Source organism: Bradyrhizobium sp. Ken64 (assembly GCF_055807555.1).
Map to the genome: position 1 here is coordinate 22,532 of NZ_JBVVPA010000013.1, position 18,992 is coordinate 41,523.

General features: G+C 64.4%; 17 protein-coding genes. 15 read left to right on the forward strand and 2 right to left on the reverse strand.

Features of this window, described 5'->3' with window-relative positions:
- Positions 1-11: 11 nt before the first annotated feature.
- Genes AC0L2F_RS21225 through AC0L2F_RS21240 form a run of 4 tightly spaced genes read left to right on the forward strand, consistent with a single transcriptional unit; the run spans position 12 to position 3,204 of the window.
- Entirely contained in the window at positions 12-308 is a 297-nt protein-coding gene (locus tag AC0L2F_RS21225) for a (2Fe-2S)-binding protein (RefSeq protein WP_007614350.1), read from the forward strand.
- Positions 305-1,723: an FAD/NAD(P)-dependent oxidoreductase gene (locus AC0L2F_RS21230; protein WP_473249732.1), complete on the forward strand. Its 1,419-nt coding sequence runs from the start codon at positions 305-307 to the stop codon at positions 1,721-1,723. Before AC0L2F_RS21225 ends, AC0L2F_RS21230 begins: the two co-directional genes overlap by 4 nt.
- Positions 1,720-2,841: an NAD(P)/FAD-dependent oxidoreductase gene (locus tag AC0L2F_RS21235; protein WP_473249733.1), complete on the forward strand. Its 1,122-nt coding sequence runs from the start codon at positions 1,720-1,722 to the stop codon at positions 2,839-2,841. Before AC0L2F_RS21230 ends, AC0L2F_RS21235 begins: the two co-directional genes overlap by 4 nt.
- 15 nt (positions 2,842-2,856) lie before the next feature.
- Positions 2,857-3,204 carry a RidA family protein gene (locus AC0L2F_RS21240; RefSeq protein WP_007614340.1) on the forward strand — a complete coding sequence of 116 codons (348 nt, stop codon included), beginning with the start codon at positions 2,857-2,859 and terminating at the stop codon, positions 3,202-3,204.
- Between the two features lie 265 nt (positions 3,205-3,469).
- On the opposite strand, the gene AC0L2F_RS21245 is transcribed toward AC0L2F_RS21240, so the two are convergent.
- Positions 3,470-4,804, reverse strand: coding sequence for a dicarboxylate/amino acid:cation symporter (locus AC0L2F_RS21245; RefSeq protein WP_473249734.1), 1,335 nt, complete (start codon positions 4,802-4,804; stop codon positions 3,470-3,472).
- A 125-nt stretch (positions 4,805-4,929) separates the two neighbouring features.
- On the opposite strand from AC0L2F_RS21245, the gene AC0L2F_RS21250 reads away from it, so the two are divergent.
- From AC0L2F_RS21250 to AC0L2F_RS21300, 11 genes are all read left to right on the forward strand, one after another.
- Entirely contained in the window at positions 4,930-6,249 is a 1,320-nt protein-coding gene (locus AC0L2F_RS21250) for a solute carrier family 23 protein (protein ID WP_473249735.1), read from the forward strand.
- Between the two features lie 73 nt (positions 6,250-6,322).
- Positions 6,323-7,159 carry an SDR family oxidoreductase gene (locus AC0L2F_RS21255; RefSeq protein WP_473249736.1) on the forward strand — a complete coding sequence of 279 codons (837 nt, stop codon included), beginning with the start codon at positions 6,323-6,325 and terminating at the stop codon, positions 7,157-7,159.
- A gap of 52 nt (positions 7,160-7,211) precedes the next feature.
- Positions 7,212-8,018 (forward strand): NAD-dependent protein deacetylase, encoded by an 807-nt coding sequence (locus AC0L2F_RS21260; protein WP_007614332.1) that lies wholly within the window; start codon positions 7,212-7,214, stop codon positions 8,016-8,018.
- A gap of 139 nt (positions 8,019-8,157) precedes the next feature.
- A complete protein-coding gene (locus tag AC0L2F_RS21265; RefSeq protein ID WP_473249737.1) occupies positions 8,158-10,242 on the forward strand; it encodes a hydantoinase/oxoprolinase family protein in 2,085 nt (694 codons plus the stop codon).
- A 2-nt stretch (positions 10,243-10,244) separates the two neighbouring features.
- Positions 10,245-11,903, forward strand: coding sequence for a hydantoinase B/oxoprolinase family protein (locus tag AC0L2F_RS21270; RefSeq protein WP_473249738.1), 1,659 nt, complete (start codon positions 10,245-10,247; stop codon positions 11,901-11,903).
- A gap of 39 nt (positions 11,904-11,942) precedes the next feature.
- On the forward strand, positions 11,943-12,941 hold the full coding sequence (locus AC0L2F_RS21275; protein WP_473249739.1) for a TRAP transporter substrate-binding protein: 999 nt from the start codon (positions 11,943-11,945) through the stop codon (positions 12,939-12,941).
- Positions 12,942-12,950: 9 nt separating this feature from the next.
- Positions 12,951-13,544: a TRAP transporter small permease subunit gene (locus AC0L2F_RS21280; RefSeq protein ID WP_473249740.1), complete on the forward strand. Its 594-nt coding sequence runs from the start codon at positions 12,951-12,953 to the stop codon at positions 13,542-13,544.
- Between the two features lie 31 nt (positions 13,545-13,575).
- On the forward strand, positions 13,576-14,880 hold the full coding sequence (locus tag AC0L2F_RS21285; RefSeq protein ID WP_473249741.1) for a TRAP transporter large permease: 1,305 nt from the start codon (positions 13,576-13,578) through the stop codon (positions 14,878-14,880).
- Positions 14,881-15,239: 359 nt separating this feature from the next.
- On the forward strand, positions 15,240-16,958 hold the full coding sequence (locus AC0L2F_RS21290; RefSeq protein ID WP_473249742.1) for an outer membrane protein assembly factor BamB family protein: 1,719 nt from the start codon (positions 15,240-15,242) through the stop codon (positions 16,956-16,958).
- Between the two features lie 103 nt (positions 16,959-17,061).
- Positions 17,062-17,427 (forward strand): c-type cytochrome, encoded by a 366-nt coding sequence (locus AC0L2F_RS21295; protein WP_473249743.1) that lies wholly within the window; start codon positions 17,062-17,064, stop codon positions 17,425-17,427.
- Positions 17,428-17,459: 32 nt separating this feature from the next.
- Complete coding sequence (locus AC0L2F_RS21300; protein WP_473249744.1) at positions 17,460-18,227, forward strand: substrate-binding periplasmic protein; 768 nt, start codon at positions 17,460-17,462, stop codon at positions 18,225-18,227.
- 64 nt (positions 18,228-18,291) lie between these two features.
- Here AC0L2F_RS21300 and AC0L2F_RS21305 read toward each other — a convergent pair whose 3' ends face one another.
- A complete protein-coding gene (locus AC0L2F_RS21305) occupies positions 18,292-18,936 on the reverse strand; it encodes a glutathione binding-like protein (RefSeq protein ID WP_007614301.1) in 645 nt (214 codons plus the stop codon).
- Between the last annotated feature and the right edge of the window lie 56 nt (positions 18,937-18,992).

The window sequence follows — 18,992 nt, forward strand, 5'->3', positions numbered from 1 at the left end:
AAGGAGCCCAGATGTTCAAACGATCCGAACAGGACAAACGGCCGCCGGTGCAAATCTTCGTCGATGGCGTTGCCGTCGCCGCGCGGCAGGGCGACACCGTCTCCGCGGCGCTGCTGGCCTCGAGCTGCGATGCACGCCGTTCGACCGCGGTGAGCGGCGCGCCGCGTTTGCCCTATTGCATGATGGGCGTGTGCTTCGATTGTCTCGTCACCATCGATGGCGTCGGCAACCGACAGGGCTGCCTGGTGCCGGTCACTGAAGGCATGCAGATCGAGATCCAGAAGGGCAAGCGGGAGATCGGAAAATGATTATGGCTCCCAAGCGCGAAGATTATGATGTGGTGGTGATCGGTGCCGGCCCCGCCGGCCTCGCCGCCGCCGCGACATCCGCCGAAGCCGGCCTGTCGACGCTACTGCTCGACGAGAATATCGGCCCGGGCGGCCAAGTGTTTCGTGCCATCGCCTCGACGCCCGTGACCGACCGCAAACAGCTCGGTGAGGACTATTGGGTAGGCACCGAACTCGTGCAGGCGCTGCGCGCGAGCGACGCCGAGGTCATCCACCGTGCCACCGTCTGGAGCCTCGACCGCAATCTCGACATCGCCGTCTCGGTCGGCGGCGCGTCCGCCTTCGTCAAGGCCAGGCGCGTGATCCTCGCGACCGGCGCGCTGGAGCGGCCGTTTCCGATTCCCGGTTGGACGCTGCCGGGCGTGATGACCGCGGGCGCCGCGCAGACGATGCTGAAATCGTCGGCCCTGGTGCCGGATGGCCGCACGGTGATCGCGGGGCAGGGGCCGCTGCTCTGGCTGCTCGCCGCGCAGATCTTGCGTCTCGGCGGTCGCATCGATCGCATTCTCAACACCACCGAGCGCGGCAATTACTTCGCGGCTCTTCCCCACGCCTTTGCTTTCCTGACCTCGCCGTATTTCGCCAAGGGCCTCTCGATGATGCGCGAAGTGAAGGCGAAGATGCAGGTCGTGTCCGGCGTCACCGAGCTTTCGGCATCCGGCGACGGCCAGCTCGCGAGCGTGAGCTATGTCGCCGGCGGCAAGCGCGAGACCGTCCTTGCGGATCTCTTGCTGCTGCACCAGGGCGTCGTGCCCAATGTCAATCTGGCGATGGCGGCCGGAATCGAGCATCGCTGGGATGATCTGCAATTGTGCTGGTCTCCGGTGCTCGATGCCAGCGGCAATTCATCGGTCGCCGGCATTGCGATCGCCGGCGACGGCGCCAGCATCGGCGGCGCGAATGCAGCCGTGGTGCGCGGTCGCATCGCGGCGCGCGCGGCAGTGGAAGCATTGGCGCCCCCGGCCGCCGCGAAGCTTCCAGCAATGGCGAGCCTCCGCGCCGATCTCGCCAAGGCCGAGCGTGGCCGTGTCTTCCTCGACACGCTGTTTCGCCCGGCGCCGCAGTTTCGCATTCCCGCGGGCGACACCATCGTCTGTCGCTGCGAGGAGGTCACCGCAAAGGACATTCTCGACGCCGTCGCCATCGGCGCGACCGGGCCGAACCAGCTCAAGGCCTATCGCCGCACCGGCATGGGTCCGTGCCAGGGCCGGCTCTGCGGCCTCACCGTCACCGAACTGATGGCGCAGGCGCGGGGCAAGAGCCCGCAGGAGATCGGCTATTACCGGCTGCGCGCGCCGGTCAAGCCGATCACGCTCGCCGAGCTTGCCGCGGTTCCGAAGAGCGAAGACGACATCAAGGCGGTGGTGCGCGGATGACGAAAAACGTGGATGCGATCGTCGTCGGCGGCGGCATCCACGGGTGCTCGACTGCGCTGCATCTGTGCCTTGCCGGCCTGAAGCCGGTGCTGATCGAGAAGGACTATGCCGGCCGGCATGCCTCGGGCGTCAACGCCGGCGGCGTGCGCCAGCTTGCGCGGCACATCCCCGAAATCCCGCTCTCGATCCGCTCGATGGGAATCTGGGAGAAGATCACCGATCTTCTCGACGACGATTGCAGCTTTGAGAGCTATGGCCAGGTCCTCGTCGCAGAGAACGAGGAGGAACTCGTGGTCTGCCGCGCGCGTGTGGCCGAGCTCAACGCGCTCGGCTTCACCCACGAGGAGCTGATCGATGCGGCCGAGTTGCGACGCCTCGTGCCTGCGGTCGCCGAGAGCTGTCCCGGCGGCGTGGTCTCGCGCCGCGACGGTGCGGCCAATCCCGCGCAGGCAACGACGGCGTTCCGGCGCAAGGCAGGGCAGCTCGGTGCGACCGTGCGCGAGGGCATTGCGGCCACGAATATCCGGCACACCGATGGCCTCTGGCACGTCGATGTCGGCGTGGAGAGCTTTGCCGCGCCGGTGCTCGTCAATGCCGCCGGCGCCTGGGCCGGGACCATCGCAGCGGCGCTCGGTGAGCCCGTTCCGGTCGAGACCGTGGCGCCGATGCTGATGATCACCTCGCGCGTGCCCCACTTTATCGATCCCGTCGTGATCCTGCGCGGCCGAAAACTCTCCTTCAAGCAATTCAAGAACGGCACCGTGCTGATCGGCGGCGGTCATCTGGCAACGCCCTACCAGGATCGTAACGAGACGGTGCTGGACTGGAAGAGCCTCGCGACCAGCGCCCGCACCGTGTTCGAGCTGTTCCCGGTCATGCGCGACGCGACGATCATGCGGGCCTGGGCCGGCATCGAGGCCAAGACGAAGGACGATCTGCCCGTGTTCGGGCCGAGCAGCCGCCACAAGGGCCTCTATCACCAGTTCGGCTTCTCGCTGCACGGTTTCCAGCTCGGCCCCGGCGCCGGCGCCGTGATGGCGGAGCTGATCGTCAACGGCGGCACCCAAACCCGCATCGGCGATCTCGGCATCGATCGCTTCCATCCCTCCACGCTCTAGCAACAAGAGGACATCATGAGCATTACCCGCAGCATCCGCACGCCCATCATGCACCGCGCCGTCGAAGCCAACGGCTTCGTCTTCATTGGCGGCACCATCGCCGACGACACTTCGCTGTCGATGGGCGAGCAGACCCGCAACATCCTCGGCAAGATCGCGGGCTATCTGAAGGAAGCGGGCACCGACAAGTCGCGCGTCGTGAGCACCTCGATCTTCGTCACCGACCTTTCGAAGAAGAAGGAGATGGACGCGGTCTGGACCGAGTTCTTCGGCGACAATCTGCCGACCCGCGCCACCGTCGGCGTCGCCGATCTCGGCGGCAGCGCGCTGATCGAGGTCGTGGTCACCGCGCTCAAGGACTAACGACGTCTGCCGATGTGGACTGAAGCCGGGCGTCCAGCCGCCGGAACGATGATGCAGATCCGGGCCGCCGACGGCGCGCCGATCCCGGCGCGTCGTCCCTCACAGTGATTATCAAAAACCCGACGCCCTGCCCCCAGCGCGTCGGGTGGAAAGAATGAGTATCAATCCGTGATCCCAACCCGGTTGTTGTGGCGCGTTGCGCATTGATTGACCACTCCGGGAAACTACCGCGTTGGAACCGGACTCCGCCATACTTGCGCGCGGCCTAGGAGGCGGCGCTGCCGCCCGGTTCGAGAGCCTCACCCATCTCCAGCGGATGGGCCATGGTCTCGTGCAGCGCATCGCGGTCGAGCTCGCCTTCGGAGATGCTGATGACGACGCAGGCGACGCCGTTACCGATCAGATTGGTCAGCGCGCGGCACTCGCTCATGAACTTGTCGATGCCGACCAGGATCGCGATCGACTGGATCGGGATGTCGGGCACGATCGAGAGCGTCGCCGCGAGCGTGATGAAGCCCGCCCCGGTCACGCCCGAGGCGCCCTTCGAGGTGATCATGGCGATGCCGAGAATGCCGAGCTCCTGCCAGATGGTCAGATGGGTATTGGTCGCCTGCGCCAGGAACAGCGTCGCCAGCGTCATGTAGATGTTGGTGCCGTCGAGGTTGAAGCTGTAGCCGGTTGGAATGACGAGGCCAACCACCGAACGCGAGGCGCCGAGATGCTCCATCTTCTGGATCATCTGCGGCAGCACCGTCTCCGACGACGAGGTGCCGAGCACGATCAGGAGCTCGTCCTTGATGTAGGCGATGAAGCGCAGGATCGAGAAGCCGGCGAGCCGCGCGATTGCGCCGAGCACGACCACAACGAACAGGATGCTGGTGAGATAGAACGTGCCGATCAGGGCCGCGAGGTTGAGCAGCGAACCGAGGCCGTAAGCGCCGACGGTGAAGGCCATCGCGCCGAACGCTCCGATCGGCGCCACGCGCACGATGATGCGGATGATGCCGAAGAACATCTTTGCGGCCTTGTCGATCGCTTCCGCAATGGGCTCGCCGGCCTTGCCGAGAAACGCGATGGCGAAGCCCGACAGGATCGAGATCAGCAGCACCTGCAACAGATCGCCGCGTGCGATGGCGCCAAGATAGCTGTCGGGGATGATCGCCATCAGATGGGCGACGATGCCTTCTTCCTTGGCCTTGGTGACGTAGGTCGCCACCGATTTCGGGTCGATCGTGGCGGGATCGATGTTGAAGCCGTGTCCGGGCTGGAGCACCTCGCCGACCAGCAGGCCGACCGCGAGCGCCACGGTCGAGACCGTCTCGAAATAGATCAGCGACTTCAGCCCGACCCGGCCGACGCGCTTGAGGTCGCCCATCGAGGAGATGCCGTGCACCACGGTGCAGAAGATCACCGGCGCGATCATCATCTTGATCAGCGCGATGAAGCCGTCACCGAGCGGCTTCAGGGCCTTGCCGAGATCGGGATAGAAATAACCGATCATCACGCCGAGCGCGATCGCGATCAGCACCTGGATGTAGAGGATCTTGTACCAGGGTTGGTGCCGGCGATGGATGGCTGGCTGGATCGCAATCTGTGTCATAGAATAGGCCCCGGAACGTATTGATCTTGTTTGATTTGCATCATGTGATGGTCGCCGCAGAAGCGACAATCACATTTTTGTCTGTTCGCACGAAGATCGGTCGCTGCACCGCAACTGGGGGGAACATGCCGATTGCAACGGGCTCCGAACAGCGAGCGCAAGGCTATTTTCCGCGTTGGACTCTGAAGTCCTCCGGCGTGATCATGCCCGAGGAGCGGCTGCCGCTTGCCCAGACCGTCGTCTCCGGTCTCCAGCATTGCGTCGCAATGTCGGGCTCGACGATCATCGCGCCGCTGCTGATGGGGTTCGATCCCAATGTTGCGGTGCTGTTTTCCGGCATCGGCACGCTGATCTTCTTCGTCATCGTCGCGGGGCGCGTGCCGAGCTATCTCGGCTCGAGCTTCGCGTTCATCGCGGTCGTCATCGCCGCCACCGGCTACGTTGGGCACGGGCCGAACCCGAACCTGTCGGTTGCGCTTGGCGGCATCGTCGGGGCCGGCGTCCTCTACGGTGTGATCGCGCTGGTCGTGATGTGGTCGGGGGTTGGCTGGATCGAGAGACTGTTGCCGCCGGCCGTCACCGGCGCCGTGGTCGCAGCCATCGGCCTCAACCTCGCACCGGTGGCCGTCAAGGCAGTGAGCGCCGATGCGTTCGACACAGGAATCGGGCTTGCGACCGTTCTGATCATCGGCGTGGTTGCGGTTGCCGCACCTGGCCTGTGGCGCCGCCTGCCGATTATTTTCGGCGCGATCGGCGGATATCTTTTGTACCTGCTGTTCGCGAACGGCCTCGGCTTCGGCAAGCCGATCAACTTCACCCCGCTTGCGGCTGCGCCGTGGATCGGCTTGCCGAGTTTTACGACGCCGACCTTCCAGACCGATGCGATCGTCCTGATCGCGCCGGTCGCGATCATCCTCGTCGCCGAGAACCTCGGTCACATCAAGGCCGTCGGCGCCATGACGGGCCGGAGCCTCGATGACTATCTCGGCCGCGCCTTGCTCGCCGACAGCCTCGCGACCATCGTAGCGGCCTGCGGCGGCGGCACCGGCGTCACCACCTATGCCGAGAACATCGGCGTCATGGCGGCGACGAAGGTCTATTCGACCTTGCTGTTTGCCTTCGCGGCGCTGGTGTCGATCGTGCTCGGCTTCTCGCCGAAATTCGGCGCGCTGATCCTGTCGATCCCGGGTCCGGTCATCGGTGGGCTCTCGATCGTGCTGTTCGGATTGATCGCCGCGATGGCCGGCCGTATCTGGGTGGAGAACAAGGTCGACTTCGCCAATCCCGCCAACCTGATCACGGTCGCGGTCGCTCTGACTGCGGGGGCTGGCGATCTCACGCTCAAATTCGGCGCCTTCACGATGGGTGGGATCGGCACCGCAACCTTTGGCGCCATCATCCTCTACCAAATCCTGACTTCGCCGCTGGCTCGCCGCGAGAAGTGAATCCCAGCGATGCGCTGAGGGATGGAACAAAACGCCGGTTCCGTCCATGTTGATGTGTCCTCGGAGAACAACGATGCCACATACCGACCGCTCGACCACCTTTTCCTCGCGCCTCGTCGGCCAGTACGCGCTGGTGACGGGCGCCTCCCAAGGCATCGGGCGCGCCGTCGCCATCCGGCTCGCGCAGGAAGGTGCGACCGTCGCCATCAACTATGTCGATCACCCTGAAAAGGCTGAGGAGACGCTCGCGCTGGCACGGACGGCATCGAGCGATCGGGGCCACGGCAGGCTCGATCATGCCATCGTCAAGGCCGACGTGAGCAATGAGCAGGAGGTCGCCGCGATGTTCGAGACGGTTTTGGCGCGCTGGAAGCGCCTCGACTGTCTCGTCAACAATGCCGGCTTCCAGCGGGAATCGCCGAGCGAGGCGCTCGACATCGATACCTATCGCCGCATCATCGACGTCAATCTCAACGGCGCCGTGCTCTGCGCGCAGAAGGCGCTCGCGCATTTCGTCGCGCGGGGCGCAGGCGGCAGCATCATCAACTGCTCCAGCGTGCACCAGATCATCCCCAAACCCGGCTACCTCGCTTACTCGATCAGCAAGGGCGGCATGGCCAATCTAACGCGTACGCTGGCGCTCGAATTTGCCGGCCGTGGCATTCGCGTCAATGCGGTCGGTCCCGGCGCGATCGACACGCCGATCAACGCGGCCTGGACCGGCGATCCGGAAAAGCGTGGCGTGGTCACCAGCCACATTCCGCTCGGCCGCGTCGGTACGCCGGAAGAGATCGCCGCCGTGTTCGCCTTCCTCGCCTCGGATGAAGCCAGCTACATCACGGGGCAGACCATCTACGCCTGCGGGGGCCTGACGCTGTTTCCCGAATTCCGCGAGAACTGGGCGAGTTAACGGGCTTCCTGGCCATCTGGCAAAACCGAGCGCAGCAGACTACATCTGCGCCATGGAAAAAGCTCCGCTCGAAGACTTCGTTCAGCGGCACGAAAACCTGTTCGTGCTGACCGGTGCTGGCTGCAGCACCAATTCGGGCATTCCCGATTATCGCGACACTCACGGCAACTGGAAGCGGGCCCAGCCGGTGAACTTCCAGGCTTTTATGTCGGAAGAGCATACGCGCCGGCGCTATTGGGCGCGCAGCCTGATCGGCTGGCGGCGGTTCGGCCAGGCGAGGCCGAACGATGCGCATCACGCGCTCGCCCGGCTCGAGGCAAGCGGGCGTTGCGGAATGCTGCTGACCCAGAATGTCGACCGGCTGCATCAATCCGCCGGGCACCGCCAGGTGATCGACCTGCACGGCCGGCTCGATCTGGTCCGCTGCATGGGCTGTGGGCAAAAGACGCCGCGGCGCGAATTCCAGGAGACGCTCGGCCACGCCAACGCAGAATGGTTGACGCTCGACGCCGCCGATGCACCCGATGGCGATGCCGACCTGGAGTATGCGGATTTTTCGTCGTTCACGGTGCCTCCTTGCGAAGCCTGCGGCGGCATCGTCAAGCCGGATGTCGTGTTCTTCGGCGAGAACGTCCCGCGCGACGTCGTCGCCACCGCGCAGGATCATCTGGCGCAGGCCGACGCCATGCTCATCGTCGGCTCCTCGCTGATGGTCTATTCCGGCTTCCGCTTCGTCAAGGCGGCCGCGCAGCGCAACATTCCGATCGCTGCGGTCAATCTCGGACGCACCCGCGCCGATGATCTCCTCACGCTCAAGATCGAGGAGCGCTGCGAAGCGGCGCTTGCATTCCTGCTCTGATCGCGCAGGCTGCGACATGCCTTGCCTATTGCATGGGTGCCAAGCAGAATAGCTGGACACAGCATGTTCCTGTCATCCATGGCATGGAAATTGCTGCGCTTTTGTCCTCAGTCTTGACGATCAGCACGGAGAATTTGGAATGCTTGAGGGAGCCGAGGTGCGGCTTGCCGTCGATATCGGTGGCACGTTCACCGACATCGTGCTGGACGTGGGGCAGGATCGCAAGACGCGCAAATTGCTGACGACACCGCAACGGCCCGAGCAGGCGGTGCTGGACGGCATGCGGCTCATTCTCGCTGATGCGCGCGCGCATATCAGCGACATCGACGTCTTCATTCACGGCACGACGCTCGCGACCAACGCCATCATCGAGCGTCGCGGCGCCAGGACGGCGCTGATCGCGACCGAGGGCTTTCGTGACGTGCTCGATATCGGCACCGAGAGCCGCTACGACCAGTATGACCTCAGCATCGACAAGCCGAAGCCGCTGGCGCCACGATCCCTGCGCTTCACCGTGCCCGAGCGTATCGACGCGCACGGTCGCGTCCGCCTCCCGCTGGACGAAGCGGCGGTGCGCGCTCTCGCGCCAAGATTGCGCGCGCTGAACGTCGAGAGCGTCGCGGTCGCCTTCCTGCACTCCTATGCCAATCCCGAACACGAGCGCCGTACGGCAGCGATCATCAGCGAGGAGATGCCCGGCGTTTCCGTGACTGTATCGTCCGCGGTGTGCCCGGAGATCCGCGAATATGAGCGGACATCGACTGCGGTGGCCAACGCCTATGTGCAACCGCTGATCGACGGCTATCTCGCCCGCATGTCCGACGCCTTGCAGGTCGAGCAGTACCGCGGCGCGATCTATCTCGTCACCTCCGGCGGCGGTGTCACCTCGATCGAGACGGCGCGGCGCTTTCCGGTGCGCCTCGTCGAATCCGGTCCTGCCGGCGGCGCCATTTTTGCGGCGCAGATCGCGTCACGTCTCGGCGAGAGCAAGGTGCTGTCCTTCGACATGGGCGGCACCACGGCAAAGATCTGCCTGATCGAAAAATACCAGCCCGAGACCTCGCGCGTGTTCGAGGTCGATCGCGCAGCGCGCTTCCTGAAAGGTTCGGGTCTGCCGGTGCGGATCCCCGTGATCGAGATGGTCGAGATCGGCGCCGGCGGCGGCTCGATCGCCCATGTCGACGCGATGAAGCGCGTCACCGTCGGCCCCGAGAGTGCCTCGTCGGAGCCCGGGCCCGCCTGCTACGGCCGCGGCGGCCTGCGCCCGGCCGTGACGGATGCCGACGTTGCGCTCGGCCTGATTGATCCCGATGCCTTTGCGGGTGGAACGATCAAGCTCGACCCTGCGCTCTCGAAGCAGGCGCTGCTGCGCAGCGTCGGCGAGCCGCTCGGCCTGTCGGCGGAAACCGCGGCCTATGCCGTGCACGAGGTCGTTTGCGAGAACATGGCGAGCGCGGCGCGCGTGCATGCGGTCGAGCGCGGCGAGATTGTCGGTCAGCATACGCTGATCGCCTTCGGCGGCGCGGCACCGCTGCATGCAGCGCGCGTCGCCGAGAAGATCGGCGTCTCCCGCGTGATCGTCCCTTCCAATGCCGGCGTCGGGTCGGCCGTCGGCTTCCTTGCGGCTCCGATCGCCTATGAGTTGGTGCGCAGCCGTCACGTGCGGCTCGACGATTTCGACACCGAGGGGGTCTCCGACCTGCTCCAGGAGATGGTGACCGAAGCGCGTGCGCTGGTCGAGACGGGTGCGGCAGGCGCGCAGGTTCGCGAGCGCCGCGCCGCCTTCATGCGCTATGTCGGCCAAGGCCATGAGATATCGATCGAACTGCCGAACCGGCGGTTGGCGACGGCCGATCTGGCCGGCCTGCGCCAGAAGTTCGAGGCGGATTATGCGGCGATGTTCGAGCGATCGATTCCGGGTGCCGCGATCGAGGTGTTGAGCTGGTCGGTGCTTGCGACGACCGAGGCACGCAATCCGCCGCGCGTCGCCGACGTGGCACGCATGCCCGCGGGCAAGGCGTCGGGCAGTCGAAAATTCTTCGACGGCCGCGCAGGGCAGGTGATCGAGATCCCGCTCTACCGCCGCGAGGACATGGCGCCGGGCGCGACGATTGCAGGTCCCGCCGTGATCGCGGAGGACGAGACCTCGACATTCGTCTCTAACAGTTTTGATGCCCATATCGATGGTGCCGGCAGCATCGTCATGGAACGGAAGGCGGCCTGATCATGAGCAAGGCAAGCGGCGCGAGCCTGATCGACCTTCAGATCATGTGGCACCGGCTGATCGCCGTGGTCGAGGAGCAGGCGCAGGTGCTGCTCCGCACCGCCTTCAGCCCGATCGTGCGCGAATGCGGCGACCTCTCGGCCGGCGTGTTCGATCTCAGGGGACGGATGCTGGCGCAGGCGGTGACCGGCACGCCCGGCCACGTCAACTCGATGGCGGAATCGGTCAAGCACTTCATCGCCCACTTTCCCATCGAGACGATGAAGGAGGGCGATGCCTACATCACCAACGATCCCTGGATGGGCACCGGCCATCTCAACGATTTCGTCGTCACCACGCCCTGCTTCAAGGACGGCAAGCCGGTCGCGCTGTTTTCCTGCACCAGCCATCTCATGGACATCGGCGGCATCGGCTTCGGACCCGACGCCACCGACGTGTTCATGGAGGGGCTCTACATCCCCATGCTGAAGCTGATCGACCAGGGTGTCGTCAACGAGACGCTGATGGCGATGATCCGCACCAACACGCGGCTGCCGATCGACACCGAGGGCGACACCTACTCGCTCGCCGGCTGCAACGACGTCGGCTGCGAGCGCCTGGTCGAGATGATGACCGAGTTCGGCATCGACTCGCTCGATGCGCTCGGCGACTACATTTGCGACCGCTCGCGCGAGGCCGTGCTGGCCGAGATCGCCAGGCTGCCGAAGGGCACCTGGCGCAACACCATGGTGGTCGACGGCTATGACGCGCCGGTCTCGCTTGAGGCGACGCTGACGATCTCGGACGAAGGCATCCACGTCGATTTCGACGGCACCTCGGCCGCGTCCAGATTCGGCATCAACGTGCCGCTGTCCTATACCATCGCCTACACCGTGTTCGGTCTCGGTTGTGTCGTCGCCTCCCAGATCCCGAACAATGCCGGCTCGCTCTCGCCGCTGACGGTGTCGGCTCCCCCAGGCGCGATCCTCAATGCGCCGAAGCCGGCGCCGGTCGCCTCGCGTCACATCATCGGCCAGATGCTGCCCGACGTCGTGTTCGGCTGCCTGCGTCAGATCATTCCCGAGAGCGTGCCCGCGGAAGGCACATCGTGCCTGTGGAATCTCAACGTGCGCGGCCAGACCCGCTCGGGCGCCGGCGGCAATTACGGATTTTCGATGGCGGTAACTTCCAATGGCGGCACCGGCGCGCGCTTCGCGAAGGACGGGCTGTCGGCGACCGCCTATCCCAGCGGCGTGCGCGGCACGCCGGTCGAGATCGCCGAGACGCAGACGCCGCTGATCTTCTGGCGCAAGGAGCTGCGTCCGGATTCCGGCGGGGCAGGGCGCACCCGCGGCGGCCTCGGCCAGATCATCGAGGTTGGCAGCGGCGTCGATGCGCCGTTCGACATCCTGGCGGCGTTCGACCGCATCGATCATCCGCCACGCGGCCGCGATGGCGGCAAGAACGGCGAGGCCGGCTATGTCGGCCTGAAGTCCGGCAAGAAGCTGCGTGGGAAAGGCTTTCAGCAGGTGCCGCCGGACGACCGGCTGGTGGTGCTGACACCAGGCGGCGCCGGCATCGGCGATCCCCGGGAGCGCGCGCCGACAGCCGTCAACGACGATATCGAAAGCGGCCTCGTGTCGGCCGACAATGCGGTTGCAGTTTATGGGCATACGCGATGACGCTCCAGGCGTCGTGCGCGTAGCAAACGGAGGGGCTCAATGATCACGCGACGGAATTTTACAGCGGGCGCAGCGACGCTGCTCGCGGCCGGCCACATCTCGACCCGTGCGCAAGCGGCGACGGTGAGCTGGGACATGTCGACGGTATGGCCCGACGGCAATTTCCACACCCAGAACGCGTTTGCCTTCGCGGAGGAGGTGAAGAAGCAGAGCGGCGGCGCGGTCGCGATCACCGTGAAGGCCGGTGGCCAGCTCGGCTTCAAGGGCCCCGAGCATCTGCGCGCCGTGCGCGACGGCCTGGTGCCGCTTGCCGACGTTCTCAACATCCAGCAGGTCGGCGACGAGCCCTTCATGGGCGTCGAGAGCATTCCCTTTCTCTGCGGCTCGATGGACGAATTGAAGGTGCTGCACAAATATGTGCGGCCCGAATACGAGAAGGTCGCCGCGCGCAACAACCAGAAGATTCTCTACATCGTGCCCTGGCCGACCCAATATCTGCACCTTAAGGTCAAGGTCGCCGATGTCGACGGCTTGAAGAACATCAAGATCCGCGTGCCCGACAAGAACGCCGTCGAGATGCTGGCCGTGGTCGGCATGGCGCCGGTGATGATCCCGTGGGGTGAGACGATCCCGGCGCTGGCCTCGGGCGCGGTCTCCGGCGTCTCCACCTCGGCGGTGTCGGGCGTCGACGGAAAATTCTGGGAATTCCTGAAATACATCTACGCGACCAACCACGTCTGGTCGTCGCAGATGCTCACCGTCAACCTCGATTCCTGGAAGGCACTGAGCGCCGATCAGCAACAGCTCGTCGCAGGCATCGCCGCGAAGATGGAGCCGGGCTTCTGGGCGAACTCGCTCAAGGCGGATGTCGACAGTCTCAACCGGCTCAAGGAAGGCGGCATGGAGGTGGTGCCGGTCTCGGAGGCCATGATGACGGACATTCGCGCCAAGACCGCGCCGCAGCTCGACGCTTTCGTCAAGCGCGTGCCGGCGGCCGACAAGCCGGTGCGGGCCTATCTCGCCGAAATGAAGCGCTGAGGACGGACCGTGGCAAGCGTTTCGCCCGCAGCGCCGCAGAGTCTCAACGCAGCGGCGCCGGCGCCACTGCGCATCCTGCTCGACGGCATCGATCGTCTTGGCCGGCTGGACGGCTGGATCGGCGGCGGCTGTCTCTTGATGCTGACGCTGCTGATGCTGTGCGAGGTCGCAACGCGCTTCCTCTCGAACTTCCTGTCGTTCTTTCCGCCCACGATCTCGATCGCGTGGGAGTATTCCTCCTATCTGATGGCGGCGTCCTTCACCTTCGGGGCTGCCATGACCCTGCGCGTCGGTGGCCATATCCGCGTCGTGCTGCTGCTGAAGAACGTCTCGGCCCTCTTTCAGCGCGCGATCGAAATCCTGTCGGCCGCCGCGGGCTTCGCCTTCATGGCCTTCCTGACCTCGTCGATGGCGAAGTTCGCCTTCGGCGCCTATGTGCGCGGCCAGGTTTCGACCTCGAGCGATACCCCGCTGTGGTTTCCGCAAGGAGTCGTCACCTTCGGCATGCTGCTGCTGACGCTCCAGTTCCTGGCGCGCGCGATCCAGGCCGTGCTCGGCCTGCCGCTGGAGGATCACCGCATGAAGGCTTCGCCCGTCGAATGATCGCCTTGCTCGCAATCGGATTCACGACCGCATGACCATCGAAGTCGTCGCTCTCTTCGCGATCCTGTTTGCGCTTCTGGCATGCGGCGTATGGATCGGCCTGACGCTTGCGCTCACCGCGACGCTGCTGCTGGCGATGTTCCGCTCGATCCCGCTCGACAAGCTGCTGCCGCAATACGCCTGGAACATCCTGACCACGCAGGAGCTGCTGGCGTTGCCGCTGTTCATCCTGATGGGCGAGCTGCTGTTTCGCACCCGTCTATCGCGTTCGCTGTTCCAGGGACTCGCACCCTGGGCAGGGCTTCTGCCGGGTCGTCTTCTGCATGTGAACGTAATCGGCTGCACCATCTTCGCGGCGATCTCCGGCTCGTCGGCGGCGACGACGCAGGTGATCGGCCGCATGTCGCTCAACGAGCTCACGCGCCGCGGCTATTCCCGTGACATCGCGATCGGCTCGCTCGCCGGCGCCGGCACGCTCGGCTTCCTGATCCCGCCCTCCAACATCATGATCATCTACGGCGTGCTGGGCGACGTTTCGATCCTGAAACTGTTCACGGCCGGCGTGCTGCCCGGCCTGCTGCTGGCCGCCACCTTCATGGGCTGGGTGATGCTGCACACGACCCTCAACCCCAGCATGGTGCCGGAGACGGAAGCCAAACTCTCGCAGGTGCCGTGGCGCGAACGTTTTGCGGCGCTGAAGGACCTCGCGCCGGCGCTGTTCCTGATCGCCTGCGTGCTCGGCTCGATGTATGGCGGGCTGGCGACGCCGTCGGAGGCCGCCGCGGTCGGCGTGTTCGGCGCGGCGCTGGTCGCCTGGGCGCAGGGCTCGATGTCGCAGCAGGTGATGCGTGACGTGCTGATCGGCTCGGTCGTGACCTGCTCGATGATCGCGCTGATCGTGCTCGGCGCCTCGATCCTCGGCAACGCCGCGGCCTTCCTGGGCATCCCGCAGGCCGTCGCCGCCTTCGTGAAGGGCTTGGGATTATCGCCCTTCATGCTGATCGTGGTGCTGATTATCTTTTATCTGATCCTCGGCTGCTTCCTCGATGGTTTCTCGATGATCGTGATGACGCTGCCCATCGTGCTGCCGATCGTGAAGGGCGCCGGCTTCGACGAGATCTGGTTCGGCATCTTCCTCGTGCTTGCGGTCGAGATGGCGCAAATCACCCCGCCGGTCGGCTTCAATCTGTTCGTGATCCAGGGCTTGACAGACGATGGCCTCGGCTACATCGCACGCGTCACGATGCCGTACCTGCTCATCATGGTGGGCTTCGTGCTGCTGCTGACGCTCTGGCCCGGCATCGTCACGATCCTCCCGCGCGTGCTGTACGGGTAAATCCTTCCTCGAGCCTTGGCGCTATCGCGTCCACCCGCAGCAGTCTGAGACTGCGAGGCCAAACGAACCGGACAGCGCAACTGACGTTTGTGATCCGCGCCGCGCGTCAAATTCGCGCCGTGCGCGTGTTCCATCTTTGCGCTCCTCGTCATCCGGCGTACGCTGCCGGAGCGAGGATAAGCACAACTGCAACCAATCCAGAGAACGTAGCACCTTTTGGCGATGTCCGCCGAGAGCGATCGAGAGCCGTTGGCGGCTCGTCTGCAATGGAGAAGAACCGACAGATAGCGGACTGCAACATCCCTCGCGGCGGCGTCTGTGAGACGCAAGTTAAACAAACTTAAAAGCGGGAGGAACGGATGAAGAAGCGTTGGTGTAAGTCTGGTCTACCTCTTATTGCCGGCGCGACGCTGGTGGTGTCGTCGGCCTTGGCCCAGTCCGTGGATACTGCGCGGATCGAAAACGGCGGTCAGAACGATTGGCTGACCTACCACGGTTCATACAAATCCTATCACTACAGCCCGCTGGCGCAGATCAATGCAAACAATGTCGGCAATCTGAACGTTGCCTGGACCCACATTCCAGGGCGCTCGACCCGCGGCCTGCAATCGATGCCCCTCGCGGCCGATGGCGTGCTCTATTACTCGGGTTCTTACAGCCGGGTTTTTGCGCTCAACGGCGCGACAGGCGAGGTGATCTGGTCCCATTTTCCGGAGCTGGACGAGGCCCTGATCTCCCGTCAGACCCATTCCCCCTACAATCGCGGCGTAGCGCTCGGCGAGGGCAAGGTTTTCGTCGGCACCATGGATGGCAGGGTCCTCGGCCTGGATATGAAGTCGGGGAAGGTCCTCTGGGAAACCAGGCTGATCGACTCGCAGAAGCTCACGGTCGGTTTCACCGGTGCACCGCTTTACGCAAAGGGTACGGTGATCATCGGAGCGCAAGGTGGTGAATGGCCGGGCCGCGGCCCGATCTTCGGCCTGGATGCCACCACCGGGAAGAAGAAGTGGGAGTTCTTGACCGTCGCCGGTACCGACGAGGCCATGAAGACGTGGGGGAACGATTCCTGGCGCACGGGCGGGGGTGGCGGCTGGATGCCGGGCACTTACGATTCCGAGACCAACACGATCCTGTGGGGCACCGCAAATCCGGCGCCGCTCTACGATTGGTCGGGCGCCGATTACAAGACGCAAGGCGCGCGTCCCGGCGACAATCTCTACACGAGTTCGGTGATCGGTCTCGACGTCGATACCGGCAGGCTGAAATTTCATCATCAGGAATTGCCCCACGACGCCTGGGATTTCGACAGCGCGGTCGGCGAGTTTGTGATGCTGGAACGCGACGGTCAGAAGTTCGTGGTTCACCCGAACAAGGGCGGTTTCGTCTTCGTCTATGACCGCAATCTCGCCGTGAAAAATGTCTGGCGGCTCGTTGAGAACATCAATTTCGTCAAGGATATCGATCCCAAGACGGGTGCCTTGATCGGCCGTCGCGACTTCACCGCCGGGAAGGTCACCGAACCGCCGCTGTGCCCCTTCATCGGCGGCGGCGTCAGCTGGAACGCCGGCTCCTACAACCCGAAGACCGGCCTGTACTACAAGATCGGCCAGGAATGGTGCATGACGCTCGACGTCCAGAAGACGACGCCGGTCACAGCGCCTCAGGTCCAGCTCAACATCGGCGCCGATTTCAAGATGGTACCCCCTCCGGGCGGAGAGATTTATGGACATCTCGACGCGCGCGACCCCATCACCGGCGCCAAGAAGTGGGAGGTTCGCTATCCTGAGCCGCCGCTTGGAAGCGTGCTGTCGACTGCGGGCAATCTCGTATTCGTGCCCGACTCCCGCGGCATCCTTCATGCCTACGATGCCGAAACCGGGGCCGAGCTATGGAGTCACAACAACGGCACCGGCCACCAGGGCGGCATCGTTTCCTATTCCGTCAACGGCAAGCAGTACATTGCCGTAGTCGCAGGCTTTGGCGGCATGCTGGCGGACGAATACGCGCCAAACTTCGGCGGCGCCTACAAGAGCATGCCGCGTGATGACGGGGCGCTCGTCGTCTTCAGCTTGAAATAGATCATCGCAGATTGCCGGGGAGCAGGCGCAAGCTTGCTTCCCGTGCATTGGAATTTCCGGGCGTGCTTCAGGACTCGTGCTTCGGGGCGTGGCGCTTCAGGATATGGAGCCGGATACCTTGAACTTGCATGTGAAGAAGATCACCGCGCTGCTATCGGCGGTGCTGGGCGCCTCGTCGCTGTATGCCGCACCGGTTCAGGCGCAATCTGCCACTCCCGTACCCGACAACGGGACGTTCGACGTCGAGCAGTTATTCGCAGGGACTTGCGGCTTTTGTCACTCCGCTGGCGGCCGGGCCGCCGGCAAGGGACCTCAGCTGATGAATTCACCGCGCGACGACGACTATCTGCACAGCCGCATCAAGAACGGCAAGTCTGGTGCGATGCCGGCATTCGGCGGGGCCTTCACCGACGCGCAGATCGACCAGATCGTCAAATATATCCGCGCCCTGAAGCCGCGCGATGGCTGAATAGCAGGCCGATGTCGATACGAGGACGCGGAATGAAGACAGTTCTCCCGCTTGTGGTCGGCGCCGTAATCGCATTGCTGAATCCTGCGCAGGGGCGAACCCTGGACGCGATCCGCGCATCCGGTGTGCTCGGATTATGCGCCCATCCGAACTCGCTTCCGTTCGCAAGCAAGGCCGCCGATCCTCCCGGCTTTCAGATCGAATTGGGCGAGGCGCTGGCACACGAGCTCGGCGTCTCGCTGCGTCTCGACTGGATCATCACCCAGTACCAGATGCGGAGCGCCGGATGCGACATTGTTCTGGACGTCATCGCCGACCGCGAAGCGCAGGGTGAAACCCGCTTGAGATTCTCAAAACCGTATTATCGCACAGGCGTCGCGCTCGCCGTCCCCTCATCCAGCGCGCTCGCCTCGTTCCAGAGCCTCAACGAGCATACCAAGGTCGGGGTGCAGGTCGGATCCGTCGCTGCCATGATCATCAGTCAACGGCACGTCGCGACGTCGACTTTCGGCTTCGAGAGCGACAGCCTCGATGCCTTGTCAAACCATGAGATCGATGCCGCTGCGGTCACACCCACTGCAGCGAGTTATTTCAATCTGACGCATCCAGACAAGGCATTTCGTATCCTGGATCGCGACGAGTCCGTGGCCGATCTCAACTGGAACGTCGCGGTCGGCATGGTCCGTCCGGATGATGCATTGCGCGACACCATCGATGGAGCGGTTGAACGGCTGCGAAACGACGGCACGATCGATCGGATATACGGCCGCTACGGGGTCGTACTGCAGACGCCGAGATAGCCAATTGTTCCGGACCCGTCGTCCCGGCCGCATTGGCCGGAACGACGGTCGTTTCGAATGCCGCTTACGCCGCGGCCTTCTTCCGCGCCTGCTCGGCCTTGTACAGCTCGAACTCTTCCGCGATCGCCTTGGCGATCGACGGTCGCTGACGCAGGCGTTCGTAATAGGCCTTCACGTTCGGCCATTTGGCGAGCTCGATCGGCGGCGTCGCCATGGTCCAGTTGATGACCGTGACGAGATAGGCGTCGGCGACGCTGAAATGGTCGAGCAGGAAGTCGCGCCCCTTCAGGTAATTGTCGAGGTAATCCAGCCGCGACAGGTTCTTCTCCAGCGCATAGGCTTTCGTCTCCTGCGGCGCCTTGCGGTCGAGCACCGGGATGAACAGGCCCTTGTGCAGCTCGGTGCCGATGAAGCAGAGCCATTGATGAAGCCGCGTGCGCTCGATGCCCGCCGCGGCACCGAGGCCCGATTGCGGGAAACGGTCGGCGATATATTGCAGGATCGCGGCGTTCTCGGTCAGCACCACGCCCTCGTCGGTGCGCAGTGTCGGCACCAGGCCGATCGGGTTCACGGTTCGGAAGTCAGTGCCGTCGCTCAGCACTGTCTTGGTCGGCGGATCGACTTCGAGATATTTGGCTTCGGCGCCGGCTTCATACAGCGCGACGCGGCTCGCCATCGAACAGGCGAGCGGCGAGAAATAAAGATCCATCTTGAGCCTCCTTGGGCAATTCCTCGATGTGACTTTTGGAGTGTCGCTCAACCTGG